The sequence below is a fragment of the Chitinimonas arctica genome (assembly GCF_007431345.1).
Lineage (GTDB): Bacteria > Pseudomonadota > Gammaproteobacteria > Burkholderiales > Chitinimonadaceae > Chitinimonas > Chitinimonas arctica.
This window is the reverse complement of sequence record NZ_CP041730.1, coordinates 506,755-521,942: the sequence shown is the minus strand read 5'-3', so window position 1 is coordinate 521,942 and position 15,188 is coordinate 506,755. Positions and strand designations below refer to the sequence as shown.

General features: G+C 57.5%; 18 protein-coding genes. 14 read left to right on the top strand and 4 right to left on the bottom strand.

Annotated elements, in window-relative coordinates; genetic code table 11:
- Nucleotides 1-66 precede the first annotated feature (66 nt).
- Nucleotides 67-585: a hypothetical protein gene (locus tag FNU76_RS02445; protein WP_143856227.1), complete on the bottom strand. Its 519-nt coding sequence runs from the start codon at nt 583-585 to the stop codon at nt 67-69.
- 101 nt (nt 586-686) lie between these two features.
- On the bottom strand, nt 687-1,550 hold the full coding sequence (locus FNU76_RS02440) for a PCRF domain-containing protein (RefSeq protein ID WP_223879199.1): 864 nt from the start codon (nt 1,548-1,550) through the stop codon (nt 687-689).
- Between the two features lie 667 nt (nt 1,551-2,217).
- On the opposite strand from FNU76_RS02440, the gene FNU76_RS02435 reads away from it, so the two are divergent.
- Nucleotides 2,218-2,748: a hypothetical protein gene (locus FNU76_RS02435; protein WP_143856226.1), complete on the top strand. Its 531-nt coding sequence runs from the start codon at nt 2,218-2,220 to the stop codon at nt 2,746-2,748.
- 89 nt (nt 2,749-2,837) lie between these two features.
- Nucleotides 2,838-3,254, top strand: coding sequence for a hypothetical protein (locus FNU76_RS02430; RefSeq protein ID WP_143856225.1), 417 nt, complete (start codon nt 2,838-2,840; stop codon nt 3,252-3,254).
- 109 nt (nt 3,255-3,363) lie between these two features.
- On the opposite strand, the gene FNU76_RS02425 is transcribed toward FNU76_RS02430, so the two are convergent.
- The gene (locus FNU76_RS02425) at nt 3,364-3,711 is read right to left on the bottom strand and encodes a hypothetical protein (RefSeq protein WP_143856224.1); all 348 of its coding nucleotides are present in this window, start codon (nt 3,709-3,711) and stop codon (nt 3,364-3,366) included.
- Nucleotides 3,712-4,131: 420 nt separating this feature from the next.
- On the opposite strand from FNU76_RS02425, the gene FNU76_RS02420 reads away from it, so the two are divergent.
- Genes FNU76_RS02420 through FNU76_RS02395 form a run of 6 tightly spaced genes read left to right on the top strand, consistent with a single transcriptional unit; the run spans nt 4,132 to nt 9,669 of the window.
- Nucleotides 4,132-4,668 carry a hypothetical protein gene (locus FNU76_RS02420; protein ID WP_143856223.1) on the top strand — a complete coding sequence of 179 codons (537 nt, stop codon included), beginning with the start codon at nt 4,132-4,134 and terminating at the stop codon, nt 4,666-4,668.
- Entirely contained in the window at nt 4,583-6,496 is a 1,914-nt protein-coding gene (locus FNU76_RS02415) for a phage terminase large subunit family protein (protein WP_143856222.1), read from the top strand. Before FNU76_RS02420 ends, FNU76_RS02415 begins: the two co-directional genes overlap by 86 nt.
- Nucleotides 6,497-6,522: 26 nt before the next feature.
- Nucleotides 6,523-6,735, top strand: coding sequence for a phage head-tail joining protein (locus FNU76_RS02410; protein WP_143856221.1), 213 nt, complete (start codon nt 6,523-6,525; stop codon nt 6,733-6,735).
- Nucleotides 6,732-8,204: a phage portal protein gene (locus tag FNU76_RS02405; protein ID WP_143856220.1), complete on the top strand. Its 1,473-nt coding sequence runs from the start codon at nt 6,732-6,734 to the stop codon at nt 8,202-8,204. Before FNU76_RS02410 ends, FNU76_RS02405 begins: the two co-directional genes overlap by 4 nt.
- Nucleotides 8,201-9,322 carry a head maturation protease, ClpP-related gene (locus FNU76_RS02400; RefSeq protein WP_223879198.1) on the top strand — a complete coding sequence of 374 codons (1,122 nt, stop codon included), beginning with the start codon at nt 8,201-8,203 and terminating at the stop codon, nt 9,320-9,322. Before FNU76_RS02405 ends, FNU76_RS02400 begins: the two co-directional genes overlap by 4 nt.
- Nucleotides 9,322-9,669 carry a head decoration protein gene (locus FNU76_RS02395; RefSeq protein WP_143856219.1) on the top strand — a complete coding sequence of 116 codons (348 nt, stop codon included), beginning with the start codon at nt 9,322-9,324 and terminating at the stop codon, nt 9,667-9,669. Before FNU76_RS02400 ends, FNU76_RS02395 begins: the two co-directional genes overlap by 1 nt.
- A 52-nt stretch (nt 9,670-9,721) precedes the next feature.
- On the opposite strand, the gene FNU76_RS02390 is transcribed toward FNU76_RS02395, so the two are convergent.
- A complete protein-coding gene (locus FNU76_RS02390) occupies nt 9,722-11,875 on the bottom strand; it encodes a hypothetical protein (protein WP_143856218.1) in 2,154 nt (717 codons plus the stop codon).
- A gap of 157 nt (nt 11,876-12,032) precedes the next feature.
- Between FNU76_RS02390 and FNU76_RS02385 the strand changes: the two genes are divergently transcribed.
- Genes FNU76_RS02385 through FNU76_RS02360 form a run of 6 tightly spaced genes read left to right on the top strand, consistent with a single transcriptional unit; the run spans nt 12,033 to nt 15,159 of the window.
- Complete coding sequence (locus tag FNU76_RS02385) at nt 12,033-13,028, top strand: major capsid protein (RefSeq protein ID WP_143856217.1); 996 nt, start codon at nt 12,033-12,035, stop codon at nt 13,026-13,028.
- A gap of 4 nt (nt 13,029-13,032) precedes the next feature.
- Complete coding sequence (locus FNU76_RS02380) at nt 13,033-13,332, top strand: head-tail joining protein (RefSeq protein ID WP_143856216.1); 300 nt, start codon at nt 13,033-13,035, stop codon at nt 13,330-13,332.
- Entirely contained in the window at nt 13,329-13,877 is a 549-nt protein-coding gene (locus FNU76_RS02375; protein WP_143856215.1) for a phage tail protein, read from the top strand. Before FNU76_RS02380 ends, FNU76_RS02375 begins: the two co-directional genes overlap by 4 nt.
- On the top strand, nt 13,864-14,424 hold the full coding sequence (locus FNU76_RS02370) for a hypothetical protein (protein ID WP_143856214.1): 561 nt from the start codon (nt 13,864-13,866) through the stop codon (nt 14,422-14,424). Before FNU76_RS02375 ends, FNU76_RS02370 begins: the two co-directional genes overlap by 14 nt.
- Complete coding sequence (locus FNU76_RS02365; RefSeq protein ID WP_179958317.1) at nt 14,414-14,890, top strand: phage baseplate assembly protein V; 477 nt, start codon at nt 14,414-14,416, stop codon at nt 14,888-14,890. Before FNU76_RS02370 ends, FNU76_RS02365 begins: the two co-directional genes overlap by 11 nt.
- Nucleotides 14,887-15,159: a PAAR domain-containing protein gene (locus tag FNU76_RS02360; protein WP_143856212.1), complete on the top strand. Its 273-nt coding sequence runs from the start codon at nt 14,887-14,889 to the stop codon at nt 15,157-15,159. Before FNU76_RS02365 ends, FNU76_RS02360 begins: the two co-directional genes overlap by 4 nt.
- Nucleotides 15,160-15,188 lie beyond the last annotated feature (29 nt).

The following is a 15,188-nucleotide window of genomic DNA, read 5'->3' as shown; positions in this document are numbered from 1 at the left end:
CACCTTCGATGGCTGCAATGTGAAAAACCCTTTCCCAACCGAATGCCGGCCTGTCTAAAGGCAGGGCTAGGCGGTAGCCTTGATTGACAGCTGAACTTCTCCTAAGAGTGTCCATGCCGTTAGAAAGTGCCTCTCCAGTTCGTCAAAATATGGTTCATCCAGTATGTCTCTACGCGGTGAGCCCTCAAAATAGTGAAGCTCCTGCACGGTAACATTGTGGCCCAATGTGCCATGAGCAAAGGCGTTCCGATACTGCGTTACCTTCTTGAGGCTCTTCTCAAGCTCACCCTTTTTGGAGCCAGAGAGGAGGTCAAACTGCTCGACAGCGATGGATAAAAGCTTTCGTTTGGCGGCAAGTGAGCACCAATCGGAGCTTAATACGGAGCCAAAGACAAGCTCTCGATACTCTTTGACTTCCCGAAAAATCGTGTCTGCAATTATCCCAGCAATTACTTGATCAATTGCTGAGGTGGCTGAAATTATTCGCCCAGACATTCGTCGTATTTCACGCGCCTCGTCGAAGTCTTCCTCTAAAGTGAAAAGCGGATGACCTTTATAGAGTGCGGGGAGTTTCAAATCACGCATTTTTCGCTCCTGGCTTTGCAATTTTTATCCGGCTTTGCCTGCACATCCAGCGGAAAAGCCCAACTTTGGTCGCGAAATTGCTGCGCAGTGAAACTCATAGTTTAACCGCTAAAATTTGCTACAGGAAGATATGCCTCACCAGTCTGTGATACATGGCGGCGGATGCGGGAAATAATTTCGCCAAAAGATAGAGTGCCGGATAAGAAAAGGTATAAATGCATAGCATCAAACAGTAATAACGTTGTCTTACGACCAGAGGCTTGAGCGATGGCGACACTAGAGAAGCCCGATATAGACAATATAATCCCCATTGTGTTGTCTGCCTTATCATCTACCTTTGCTCGAATAGAATCAATATCCGTAGCACTGGATTGGCTACCAGTGAATTTTAATTCAATTAAATAGGTTGTACCGTCATGTGTAAGCGAACCATCGATTTGCCGGCCAGCACTTACGTATGGCCGACGGTTTTGAATTTCGCAAAATTCAAGTAGATCGAAGAACCAGTCCTGAAATTCATACCCGCCTTGTTGAGTGCCCACTTTCAAGTGCAGTGATTCAAGACGCTGTTGTAGCTTGGCTTTATCTGTCAAAGTTCGCTGGATTGTCTGTCGCTCTTCTTGCGCTTTGGCCTTTGCTTGTTCTCGTTCCCGTTCTGATCGGATTTCTTCATCCTGTGCTTTGAGATATGACTTTAGCTCAGCAACAGCTTTTGTTGCTTCGGAGATTTTTTGCGCAGAATCTTCCCAATTACGAAGGTCAGGAAACGTCGCTTGCTCGGACAAAGACTGAGCCATTCCGTATATCACGGTCTTGCCACTGTCAGTGATCTGATGCTTCTGGAATATTCTATCCAGAAAATCCCGTTTGCTTTCGTCGGAGTTCCAAGCACTAATGATTGCCTCCGAAACGTTAGAGGCGCGCAAGAACTTGCGCAGAGACTCTTTCCGCCAATAGGACTTCAAGGCGGCCTCGTAGGTAAGTTCGATTAATCGAGGGGTAAATTTTGTCGCCATTATGTCAAAACTCAGTTAGGTCAACGACATCATGAAAATTCGACGGTACTTCCAATACAGCATAGTAAACCTAACCATCATCCACGACAAAGCTTGGCTGCTTTACGCCTGCTAGTAGAGCTGAGTCACGCAAGTGTTTGATATTAAATGGTGTATTCTTCGGTGTTCGAGTAACTCTGACGACTGGCGGGCGGCCGGTCTGAATCGCCTGCAGGTGGGCGAACCATCATAGTCATCGAGATCCGCGAATTCACCGAAGCCGAGTACGACAACAACTGCCTCTTGGCGGATCGCAGCTCGTTGCCTGGTCGTACTTACCTAAACGTCGGCCAGCTACGCAAGGTGATGGCAGTAAACGCACCAGGCCGCCGCACCCTGATTGTCGATCCCTCGGGCTACAACTACGGGCGGTATGTCGGATTCGCGGTGGAGTGATTCCCTGGGCCCCGCGCAACGCCTATGTGATCGTTGCGCGGTGGGCGGAATACTCGGGGTGCGAGCCGGTTCGTGTGCCAGCCGCGCAGCAAGTGGGGACAATCTGACAGAACAATCAGGAATCTTCTATAAATAGCGCAAGATCGACTTGATTCTCGATGAATCTATATAGGCACCGCCCGTGGCTGCCCTTATCGCCTTAGCTCACATAGTCGGAGCCATCGTTGTGCTCATTGCGTTCAGCGTGGGCGTGATGATGTTTGCTACTTGGGTGGGTGAGCGCAATCGGAAGGCCGTGCTTGAAGAGATTTCTCTCGCGCTCGGCATACCTGCCGAAGAGTTGGATGGTGCAGAGCACGTATCCAAGCTGCTTCAATTTGGAGCCGAGAGACTTAGCTCGGAACTCTTACGCAATCGCATATCAGATATGTGTGGTTGGATTCAAACTGCATGGGGATGGCTCGGGCCGCTCTTGCAAGTTGGGGTGGTTCTCGGTGTCATCTGGGCCACCATTGCCGTGGATGTTGCCAATGGTGTCAATGCGTGGTGGATTGTTGGTCTTGCACTTTTTTTCTGGATCGCGTCGCTGCTCTTCGGATTTGCCTGCAAGCTACTAACGGGCCGTGTTCCTGGGCAAGCTAGGCTGACCCGAAAGTCACTCGCCGAAGCGGTGCGGCGGCAGCGTCATGTCACCGTGCATAGCGAGGATTAGTCGCCATACCACCTAACATACAGCTGACGCGCAATTCGCGATTGCGGTTGCTACTGGACCTTGAGGTTGTTCAAAGGAACGTTGTCCCGATGAAAGAAGCTGACCTTGTTCAGTTTGCTAGTACATGTAGAAATGCGATGGAGGGATGGGCTACTCGATCAGGGTCGATGTTTCACAGATTCCCTATCGGCGCATGCGGTGATGCGACTAACCTCATCGGCAGGCTATTAAAAGAGCATTTTGGACTGAACGGCGAGTACGTCTGCGGTGAGCAGCACCCTACGCTGGCGTCAGGTAATCATGCTTGGTACGAGGCTGCCGGCTACATCATCGACATCACACATGATCAGTTTGAGGATACGGGACTCGTTGGGTGGGTGTTTCCGCTCAGTAGTACTTGGCACACGTCTTTCGGCGAAATTGAACGTAGCACTTATTGCGAGGGTTGGTTTGGTTACCCATACGATGCCTATGCCGCGATGCTGGCAGCTCTGGAGGCCAGGTAAGCGACTGACCCTACGCCAGTTCAAATGGAAAGCGGAATGCTCGGTGAGCGCTCCGCGCCGCACGGTTGGTAAAGCGAGGTGAGGATTAATGCCCAACCGATCAATTGGCCTATGTGCTTGAATTTTTCTCACGTGTATGAACGAAGGTAGCGGCTGCCCCCTCGTAGACCAAATGCGAATGATGGGTATGCTCAGTGAAGGCCGACGCTTTTAGAGTCAAGATAAGCATGTTGGGATGACCGCCCAGGTGTCCTCCGCCCTGGACATCTGCGACCTCTGTGATTTCGAACGGACCATATGGCAAATTCACGAAGTCGCCAATGAACACCTGAGGGGCACTGCCGGTGTATGGAATCGTCACCTCCATCGCTGCCTTGACGTTGTCGCAAGCTCCTGTGTATTTCTGCCCATTGATACCGATATCTACGGGGTAGTGCATTTCTTTGCCTTCAACCATCAGATGCTCCTCGCCGAGTTGAATAGACTTGGTGGACCACGACGCCGGCAACCAACCTTAAAGCTGCCGAGTGAAGCTCATTGTGCAGCGGCGGCTCTAACGCTTCAACAAGAATATTTCGCAAGTAGCTGAATTCAAAGAACAATATTGATCATATTTGAGTAAGCAAGCTGCCGGGGTCCCTGCCGATCTCCGGCGCCTGCGGGTCGGCATACCCGCGCGTTGCAGCTAGTTACCAAGTTTTTCGTCGGTTTCGTTTCCTATCGGCCTAGCTGTGCAGACCATCTCCCACCGCTCCCCGCAAAGCCTTGTGGCATAAGGCTTTCAGCAGTTTTCCCAATTGCGTTATCCGCTCCAGTAGCGTTCAGCCCAAACGAATTTACCCGTCAAACCGTTTCGTTTTGAAGCGTTTGGAGTCCCATGCCCACAGTTTCCGTCGATACCCTCGCCAAGTTGCTGGATATGACCCCGCGTCGGGTCCAGCAGCTGGTCAAGGAGAACATCCTCCCCAAGCCCGCCGCCCGTGGGCAATACGAACTCGTCGCCTGTGTGACCGGCTACATCCGCCATGTGAACGGCCAGCTCGATGGCGACGTGGGCGACCTCAATAGCGAGAAGACCCGTTTAACCCGTGCCCAGGCCATCAAGGTCGAGCGCGAGAACGCCTTGGCCGATGGCGTACTGATTCGGGCTGCCGATGCAGTGCAAGCCTGGACGGAAATGATCTCCGCCGCCAAGTCCCAGCTGCTCAATCTGCCGGGCCGGCTGGCACCGTCCTTACTCAACGCCCGAACCGCCAAGGAAGCCGAGCGAATCCTCACCGAAGCGGTAGACGAAGCCCTCGCCGAGCTAGCCGACTGGAAGCCCGCCGATGATCCCGAACCTGCAACAAGCCTTGCGCCTAGCCTCGAAGGTGTGGGCGCCGCCGAGGCGGATCACGGTCAGCCAGTGGGCTGACGAAGCGCTTTACCTCTCGCCCGAGGATAGTGCCGAGGCCGGCAAGTTCCGCACGGATCGCGCCCCCTATCAGCGCGGCATCATGGATGCCTTTCATGCAGAGGGCGTCGAGGAAGTCGCCGTAATGGCTTCCTCTCAGGTCGGCAAAACGCTGATCTTCAAAGCCGTCATTGGCTGCTTTATTGCGGAAGACCCGTCGCCCATTCTGGTCGTGCAACCGACAGTCGAGATGGCCGAGGTGTTTTCCAAGGACCGCTTGGCGCCGATGATCCGGGACACGCCGGCCCTTCGCGGCAAGGTGCTGGAAGCCAAGAGCCGTGACAGCGGCAATACCATCCTCAAGAAGAATTTTCCGGGCGGCCATATCACCCTGATCGGCGCCAATGCGCCGGCCGGCCTGGCAAGCCGCCCCATCCGCATCGTGCTGTTCGACGAAGTGGACCGTTATCCGGACTCCGCCGGTACCGAAGGCGACCCCGTCAACCTGGGCCGCAAGCGCACGATTACCTTCCGGTCCCGTAAAAAGATCGGGATGTTCAGTACGCCTGGCATCAAGGGCAAGAGCCGTATCGAACGGGCCTGGCTGCGCTCGGATCAGCGCCGCTATCACGTACCTTGCCCGCAATGCAGCCATATGCACGTCCTGCGCTGGGCCAATATGCTGTTCGACCCAGCGCAGCCCGAGCTGGCACGGATGGTCTGTCCGCAAAACGGCTGCGTCATCACCGATGCCGACAAGCCGGCTATGTTGGCAAGCGGTCAATGGATTGCCGGCAATCCTGGCAGTCACATCGCCGGCTTTCACCTGAACGAGCTGTACTCGCCTTGGCGCTTGTTTTCCGAAGTCGTCACCGAATACCTCAGCGCCCAGGGCAATCCCGAGGAGCTGAAGACGTGGTGGAATACCTCCATGGGCGAGCCCTACGAGGAAGCGGGCGAGCAGGCCGACGCCGAAGGTCTGGCGAAGCGGCGTGAAAGCTATGATGCCCAGACCCTGCCAGCCGACGTGCTGGTGGTGACCGCTGGCGTCGATACCCATCCCGACCGTTTGGAAGTCGAACTGGTCGGCTGGGGCATGGGCGAAGAATCGTGGGGGATCGAGCCCATCGTGTTGCATGGTGCCACCGTCGAGCCGGATGTCTGGCAGCGGCTGGATGCATTGCTGGCGACCGTGCGTTGCCAAACCGAAGACGGCCGAACCCTGCGGGTGATGGCAACCTGTATCGACTCGGGCGGTCATTCGGTCCAGCAGGTCTACGAGTTCTGCACGCCCCGCGCCGCTCGCAATATCTGGGCGATCAAGGGCCAAGGTGGTGCCCGGCCGGTCTGGCCCAAGCGGCAAAGCAAATCGAAGAAGTATCAGGGCCATATCCTGCGCATGATCGGCGTGGACACGGCTAAGGACGCCATCTACGCCCGCTTCAATATCACCGAATCGGGCAAGGCCGGCTACTGCCACTTCTCGCTGGCCTACGACGAAGACTGGTTCACCCAGGCCACCGTCGAAAAGCGCCTCACCAAGACCGACAAGCGCGGCCAAGAGATCCGTATTTGGGAGAAGCCGGCCGGCGCCCGCAATGAGGCGCTCGATTGCCGTGCTTATGCCTATGCGGCCCTCCAGGGCTTGAAGATCGAACGGCGCTTAGTGTTGGCACGTCGCACCATCGTGCCGGCTTACGAAGCACCTGACCCCGTTGTCCCACTCACCCCACCGCCGCCCGCCCGGCCCGTTGAAACCACGGCACGAACGCCCCGCGCCCCACCCACCCCTGGGGCGAGTCGTTTGCCAGCGCGGCGGACTGTGCACTCCGGCTATCTCAAGCGATAGCCGACCGACTTAAAAGAAAGGAACCCATGGCCTTTACCCAAGCCGATATCGACACCCTGGATAGGGCCATTGCCAAGGGCGTGCGGGTGGTCCAGTTCGCCGACCGCAAAATCGAGTACGGCAGCTTCGCCGAGCTGCGTGCCGCCCGCGATGCCATCCGGTCCGAGCTGGCTAAGCAGGCCCATCCCGGTCGTGCCAGGCGGGTACTGTTCTATCACGCTGGGAAGGGCATCGAATGAAGCGTTCCCGACAAGGCGCTCAGGGCATGCTGAAGCCTGATCGCCTTAAAGCACTGGCGAGCCCCTACGAAGCCGGCGGCGAAGGACGGCGCGCACGCAACTGGCAGTCGTCGGATGCTGGTCCGACCAGTTCGGTGCTGGGCAATCTCGCCAGCCTGCGCAGCCGCTCGCGGGCCGCCTACCGCAACGATCCCTATGCTATCGCCAGCGTGGATCGGATCGTCAGCAATATGATCGGGACCGGCATCGCACCGAAGCCCAAGCATGCCGATCCTTTCATTCGGGCGCTGCTGCAGGAACTGTGGGACGACTGGGTGGAAGAATCCGACGCCGATGACGCCACGGATTTCTACGGCCAGCAGGTGCTGGTCTGCCGCACGGTCGAGCTGGCCGGCGAGTGCTTTGTACGCCTACGGGTGCGCAAGCTCAGCGATGGGCTGGCGGTCCCGCTTCAGCTGCAAGTGCTGGAACCCGAGTTCGTGCCACACACCAAGCACGAGATGACGGCGAACGGCAATGTGATCCGCGCCGGCATCGAGTTCGACAGCATTGGCCGCAGGGCGGCGTACTGGATGTACCGCAGCCACCCTGGCGAAGGTTCTGTACCGACCAGCACCTACAACGACCTGGTTCGCGTCCCTGCCGATCAGGTACTGCACATCCGCGAAGTACAGCGGGCTGGGCAGTTACGCGGCGTGCCGGGCTTGACCGCCATTCTGGTGCAGCTGAAGCACCTGAACGAATTCCAAGACGCCGTGCTATTCCGGCAAGAAGTCGCCAACCTGTTTGCCGGCTTTATCCGCAAACCGGCGCCGGATGACGTGCCGGTCGGCCCCGATGGCCTGCCGCTGGAGCAGCATGACGACATCGCGCCGATGGTCGGGCTGGAGCCCGGCACCATGCAGGAGCTGCTGCCGGGTGAGGAAGTGGAATTCAGCACCCCGCCCGACGCCGGCAACAACTATGGCGACTACATCCGCCAGCAGTTGCAAGCCGTCGCGGCGGCGCGTGGCATCCCGTATGAATTGCTGACCGGCGACCTGCGCGGAGTCAGCGACCGCGTCATTCGGGTTGTGCTGAACGAATTTCAGCGCCGCATCGAACAGATCCAGACCAGTCTTTACGTCCACCAGCTGTGCCGCCCGGTGCGGGCCGCCTGGCTGGATGCCGCCGTGTTGGCAGGCGCGATTGCCTTACCCAACTACCCCGCGCAACGGCGTGCCTACCTGCGTACCCGCTGGGTGCCGCAGGCCTGGAAGTACCTGCACCCGCTGCAGGACGTCCAGACCCGCCAAGAGGAGGTGAAGGCCGGCTTCAAGTCGCGCGACGAAGTCGCCATGAGTCTGGGCTACGACACCGAAACGATCGATGCCGAGAACGCCGCCTCGCTCCAGCGGGCGCAAGGCTTGGGCCTGGTCTACAGCACCGACCCCATCATCCAAACCAAGACAACGAAAGAAGTTGCATGAGTCTAAACCTGCGTGCCAACGTGCCGCGCATTTACGCCAAGGCTGGCACCGATGAAAGCGGCCGGCCCTGGTACAACATGGCTAAGCCTGAAACAGCCGGCCAGGCCATCGAAGTCATGATTTACGACGATATCGGCGGCTGGGGTCTAAGAGCTGCCGATTTCATCCGTGAGCTGAAGGCCCTGGATGACGGCAAGTCGGCGATTACTGTCGCTATCGATAGCGATGGCGGAGATGTGTTCGACGGCTTCGCCATTTCCAATGCCCTTGCTCGCCTGGGTGACCGCTGTACCGTGCGGATCGATGGCTTGGCCGCCAGTGCTGCCAGCGTGATTGCCTGTGGTGCCCATCGCGTTGTGATGGCCGAAAACACCATGATGATGATCCACAACCCTTGGACCTGGGCATCGGGCGATGCCGAAGAGCTGCGCAAAACCGCTGACGTCCTCGACAAGGTGACCGGCGGACTGCTGGCAACCTATCGGGCCAAGGCGCCCAAGATGGACGCGGCCACCCTGAAAACCATGCTAGATGCGGAAACCTGGTTGTCTCCCTACGAGGCGGTGGCCCTGGGCCTGGCCGATGAAATCAGCGGGACGGTGCAAGCCAAGGCGCGGGCGTTGTCGCCCATCCTGGCCAAGTATCGGAAATTGCCGCAAGCGCTGGTGGAGAAAGACAAACCAGCCGAGACAAAAGCTGATCCAGCGCCCCAGCCCCCACAGGAACCCGCCCACAACGTCGCCGCCCTGGCGGCCCGCCTCACCCAAGCCTGTATCCAGGCTGGGCACCCCCAACTTGCCGAGAAACTGATTGTGTCTACTGCCCTCAAGGACGAGGCCACCGTGGCCGCTGAAGTCAGCCGTATCGAAGCCGTATCGGTCCTGTGCCAGACTGCCAAGTTGCCGGAACTGGCAGGCGACTACTTGGCTGTGGGGCTGGGTGCCGATGCCGTGCGTGCGCGGTTGTTCGACAAGCTGATCGCCGCCGATGTGGGAGAGATCGACAACTGTGAGCCGGTACCGGACGCGACCCAGACGCTGGCCCGTTCGCCCAATTCCACCGAAATCTACGCGGCCCGCAAGGGCAAGCCCAAGGCAACCAACCAAGGAAGCAAGTAATGGCAAAAATCAAAGTCGAAGGTAACCATACCGGTGAGTATTTTCTGTCGGAGGGCGAAGGGAAGATTTCCAGGGAAGCGATTGTGGTCGCGACTGGTCCCTTCCTGCCGGCCGGCCAGGTGCTGGGGATCAAGACGGTGGGCGGGGAGTATGTGCCCTATAGCAATGCCGCCAATGATGGCAGCGAGGTGGCGGTCGGCATTCTGTATGCGCCGCTGCCTGAATCGACGGTGTCTCGTCGCGCCGTAGCGCATGTCCGGCTATGCGAGGTGTCGGCAGAACGGCTAGTGGGGTTGGATGTGGCCGGACGCGCTGATCTAAAGGCGCGTCAGCTCATCGTTCGCTGAAAAGTGATGGGTGAGTAGTTAAAGGCCGTGGTAGTCACATCAAATCGGGGAGTCAGCGCCATAACTTTTGCTTCCATCTTTGGGGTGAATCCATCACGTCCAACTCCCTCAAGGCATTCATCACATCATGTTCTTCAAAGCCTTTCTCGTGCGCATATTCGTAGATAAAGCTTAACGGCGATTGACCATTATTGGCGGCCCGCCTGGCACCTTCATGAACGCCTCCCAGGTTCGGTACCCGTTCCTCAAAGACTGGCATCAAATGCTTGATATTCCCAGATGCTCGCGAGTATGCATCTGGGGATATAACTTCTTTCTTTACTTTGACTGGCGGGGCAATATGTGGTCTGGCGGCTGAATTTTCAGCTTCTATCTTAGATAGCTTCGACAGACCATCTTTCAATTCGGGGAATAATCGCGCTATCAACAAATTGTACCGGCAATCAGGTGAGTAATTGGAGGCGGGGCTTTTAATTTCTCCGGCGACTTCGTCTCGCCAAGCCGTGATACGTTCTTGTTGAATATGATTTACCGTAGGCTTGTAAAGCCTAATGGCCAGCAAGTAGATAGAATGAAAAGATCGTGACTGTGCCTGATCCATCAACATGGTGTTGATAACCTGCCAGGCCGAATTAAGATTATAGCCAATCGCTCGGTCAAGTTTTAGAGAAAGTATCCGATTAAGAATGGCTTGAAATCTGGCATCCCAGAAGGCATTAAATTCAGCATACCCTCGAGACTTGAATTCATTGACATAAATATATAACACTTCCCTGGTGTGCTCTTCCTTCCAGATGGCAGCGCTATTCTGCTTTTTGTTATAGATAGTCCTGGTCTTTGCTACAGCTTCCGCATAGGCTACTACCGCTAGCAATAGCTTAGATAAAAGTTCAGCAGGTGATAACTGTTTGATTTTTTGATGAGCAGTTTCCTGTACGGAGCTTTTCTCTGCATCAGCTACTTTTTTAGTAAGTTGTTCTTGAGCACGATCCTGCAACATCTGCAAGTGTGGGTGATAAATCCACGTTTTTGTCTCCAGTCGATGGATGAGCAAATCGGTAAACGCTTCCAGCGTAAGCGTGCCGGCAAACCGACTTAGATTAATTTCCAGCGCTGGGAGACCAAGCGCTGCGATTCGTTCCCGTCTGGCCGGATCGATAGAATTGCTTACTGTTACTTCGATGAGCAGCTGACCGGTATCGAAAGTCTTAGAAACAGGAAAAGTGATCAATAAGTCTGGGCGAAGCTGACCAATTCTCTTTTCCAGCGTGGCCGACAAAATCGATAGCTGCATGGATGGCAAAGTCTGAGTTTCAGTCAGTGCGCTGCCATCCCTTAGGGTTGCATAAGCGGTAGCCGAGGGAGGCGGCAGATTAAGTATGGGGCTGCTGCCTAGGATTTCCTTTGCCTTAAGGTGCAGTAGCGTTTCGTAGCGCAATTCATCCGGGATAGTAGGATCAAGCTGTTTAAAATCATACCAATCCAAAGCGGTTTTTGCCTTGTCCTGAGCGTCCATTTGAGCAGAAAATAGCAAAGGGTCATCATCGCCAAATTGACACCAATGCACGCCGACGGCTAGGCGCTGACGTATCTGTGTCGGGGACATGCCAGCAATATCAGGGTCGTCGGTGAGCAGTAGGATGGTGGGAAATCCTGAACTGTCGGCAACCTCGTTATCTGCAGTGATGCTGGATACCAATTTAACTTTAATTTGGCGCCCGCCCACAAGTGTGAGAATTGCCGTATCTGTATCGTGAATTGCAACCGTATTGATGATCGCCTTTTCAGGTGGCGATTCGACAAATGCTTCATAGCGGGTACCGCTAAGCCCAACGAAGTATCCGCTGCGTCCACGACCTGGGAGTTGAATTATCCCATCGCTCCTAAGTACATTGAGCGCAGCAATCCGGGCAGTGATGATTTGGCAATTAGCGACGATGGCCCCGCGCTGGTGAGCAAAATGCGGACGCTGTTGTCGATTTCCGGACCATTGGATCGGCGGTGCACCTGCCTTGCGTGCAGAAAGGGGATACCCGCAACCAAAGCATACACAGTCACATTTGTAACCTCGGCGTTCCTTGCCAATTTCACCAATGTACCGGGCCTCCCCGGTCTCCACCTCCTTGGCCCAAGTCATTGTCGTTGATGGTGTGCTGGATTCGGTTAGCGGCTCAGCAGCCAGCATGGTTTGGATTTCGTGCGCCATCTCGGTATCTGAAGTCTCTCTAACTGATGCGACAGTAGCAAAGGCCAGGGTGAGACGAAAGAAATTTACCCCTCCTAACAAACGTAAGCCGCCGATCTAGGGCAATCCCGTCACAACCGACCCAGTCACGTGCTGGGTTTTCTTTTTCTGGAGCCTCATGGCAGAACTCTCCATTTTCCAAGACGACGCCTTCTCGGTGTCGTCCCTGACCGCCACCATCAACGACCAAGTCCCCGTCCCCAGCAAGCTGGGCGATATGGGCCTGTTCGACGAGGAAGGCATCAATACCACCACCGTGCAGATCGAGAAGGACGGCGAAACGCTGTCCCTCGTCCCCGCCGGCCAACGTGGCCAGCCCGGCCTGGTCGTGCATGGCAGCAAGCGCACGCTGATTCCATTCAACACCATTCACCTGCCGCAAACTGCCAGCATTACCGCCGACGAGGTCCAGGGCGTGCGCGCTTTTGGCAGCATGACCGAGCTGGCCGCCATTGGTGCGGTGGTCGAAAAGCGCTTGAAGAAGATGCGCCGCCAGCTGGACGCCACCCATGAATTTCACCGTATTGGCGCGGTCAAGGGTCAGGTACTCGATGCCGATGGCAGTTCGGTATTGCTGGACCTGTACGACCGCTTTGGCATCGAGCAGCAAGTGCTGCCGTTCGAGTTGGGCAAAGTCGATACCGATCTGCGCCTCAAATGCGGTCTGCTGCAGGATCTGATAGAAGACACGCTGGGCAATCTGACCTTCAGTGGCGTGCGGGTGCAATGCGGCAAGAATTTCTGGAATGCGTTCATCTCCCATAAGTCCTTCCGCGAGACCTTCCTGGCGACCGAGATGGCCGCCAGCCTGCGCGGCGATCCCCGCGAAAGTTTCGAATTCGGCGGGGTGACCTTCGAGCGCTATCGCGGTCGCCTGGGCGGCATCGGTTTTGTCGGCGACGACGAGGCCTATGCCATTCCGGAAGGGGTGACGGATCTGTTTATCACCCGCTTCGCCCCGGCCGACTATATGGAGACGGTCAACACCACCGGTCTACCATACTACGCCAAGCAGGAAGCCATCCCCTTCGGCAAGGGCATCGCCATGGAGGCGCAATCCAACCCGCTGCACCTCTGCACTCGGCCTCGCGCCGTCATCAAGCTGACGAAGTAAGCGGATGGACGATTTCCGCGCCCTCAGTGGCGCTATGGATGGCGTATTGCTCGATGTCCTGGGCGATGCTGCCCTGGTGGACGGCCGGCCGGTGCGGGGTATGTTCGCCGCACCCTGGCTGCAACCGCAGTTCGGTCGGTTGAAGACTGCCATTGTTGAGCCGCAATTGTCCGTGCGGGATGCCGACGCGGTGGGGATTGTCAAAGGCGCCACCGTGGTGGTCGATGGGCTTGCTTACGAGGTGGTCGGCATCGAACCGGATGGCACGGGCTGGACAGCGGTCATTCTGCGGCCTGCCGCATGAGCGAGCCGCTGAAGGTTGAACTCGATACTCGCCAGGTAGACGAACTGCTGCGTGGACTACCGCCTTCCGCCATGCAAGCGGCTTGGCGGCGGACCCTGCGCAAGATTTCGACCTGGGTAAAAAGCCAGGTCGCCAAGCTCATTGCCAAAGACACCAAGGTGCCGCAGAAGGTACTGCGCCAACGTCTCTACTTTTTCTTGCGCTCGCGTGACAGCGGCAAGGTCTGGCTAGGACTCAATCCCTTGCAAGCCAATCGGCTCGGCACGCCTCGCCAGACCCGGCGCGGCATCACCGTCGGCAAGCATCGCTTTGCCGGCGCCTGGACCATGGCACAGCGGGCGCCGACCGGGCCGGTGTTTCAGCGTACCGGCAAAGCGCGCTATCCCATCGTCGAGGTCAAGCTTGAATGGGATGACCCTGGCGAGGCGGCTTTTCAGAAAGTCGCCGCCCAGGTCGAGGCCCGCTTGTTGGTCGTGCTGCGCCAGGAAGTGAACTATGAACTGCAGAAGGCCCTTGGCCGGATAGGAAGCCATGGGACTCGATAACCTGGGCCAATTGCACGATGCCATTGTGGCCGGCTTGCGTACCAAATTGGGACCGGCCGCCAAGACTGTGGAAGCCTATCCCGATATCGGCCGCCGCATCGATATACCGGCGGTGTTCCTGGAGCTGTCGGAGATCGAGGCCGGTACCGATCCTGGCACCGGCGAAACCGCCCTGGTCGTGCATATCCAGGCGCGGGCCGTGGTCGATCCGAACCAGCGGCAGGCCTACCTGCTGGTGCGCGAATTGGCCGCCCACATCGCCGTCGCCATTCAAAGCGAGAACTGGGGCCTGCCCATCGGTTTGGCGACCCTGTTGCAAGCCGGCGAAGACGCCATGAAGCCCGAACTCGATAGCTATCTGGTTTGGCTGGTCGAGTGGACCCATGAAATCCACTTGGGCAAAACCACCTGGCCGTATCCGGATGAAACCGGGCTGTCCCTGCTACTCGGCATCTACCCCGAAACCGGCGAAGGCCGGGCCGACCGCTATTGGCCGGCCGGCGAACCTCCACCCCCTGACTGGGGAGAAAGCCACCATGTCCGATAACTACGCTATCAACGAAATCGACCGCCGCCTGGCGGTGCTGCTGGCGGCCGGTACCGTCGAGGAAGTCCGCCACAGCCCACCGGCTCGCGCCAGGGTTCGCATTGGTGATTGGGTGTCTGCCTGGTTGCCCTGGACGTCATTCGCCGCCGGCCAGGTGCGCAAATGGCGACCGCCCAGCAAGGGCGAGCAAGTCCTGATGTTGTCCCCCAGCGGCCTGCCAGAAGGCGCCTTTATCCTGCCCGGCTTCAACACCAACCAGCATGCCCAACCCGATCAGCGCCCGCATGCCACGGTCGAGCAGATGCCGGACGGTGCCAAGGTCGAATACGACTGGCAGGCACACCAGTATTTGATCGAGGCCCCACCTAACGGCCGCATCGTGCTGCGGGTCGGCGCCACCGAGCTGGAATTGCGTAGCGATGGCGTGACCCTGCGCACGCCCAAGTTCGAGGGGGTACAGGCATGAGCTATGGTATTGCCGTGGCCGGCCTGGATGCAGCAGGTGGTAGCCAGCTGGGCGGCGGACAAAGCTGGTTCAGCGTGGACGGTCAGCCGGCTGTGCTGCTGGGCGATGCTGTCGCCGGCCACGGTCTTCCACCACACAGCCCTTCGCCCAGCATGGTGCAGGGTTCTTCCTGGCTGACCCTCGACGGCGAGCCGGTCTGTCGGGCCGGCCACGCGGCATCCTGCGGGCATGGTTCCAGCGGCCGCCCCTGGTTCACGCTGCCTGACTGAGTTGCACCTGTTCTCCTGTCTTCTTCCCT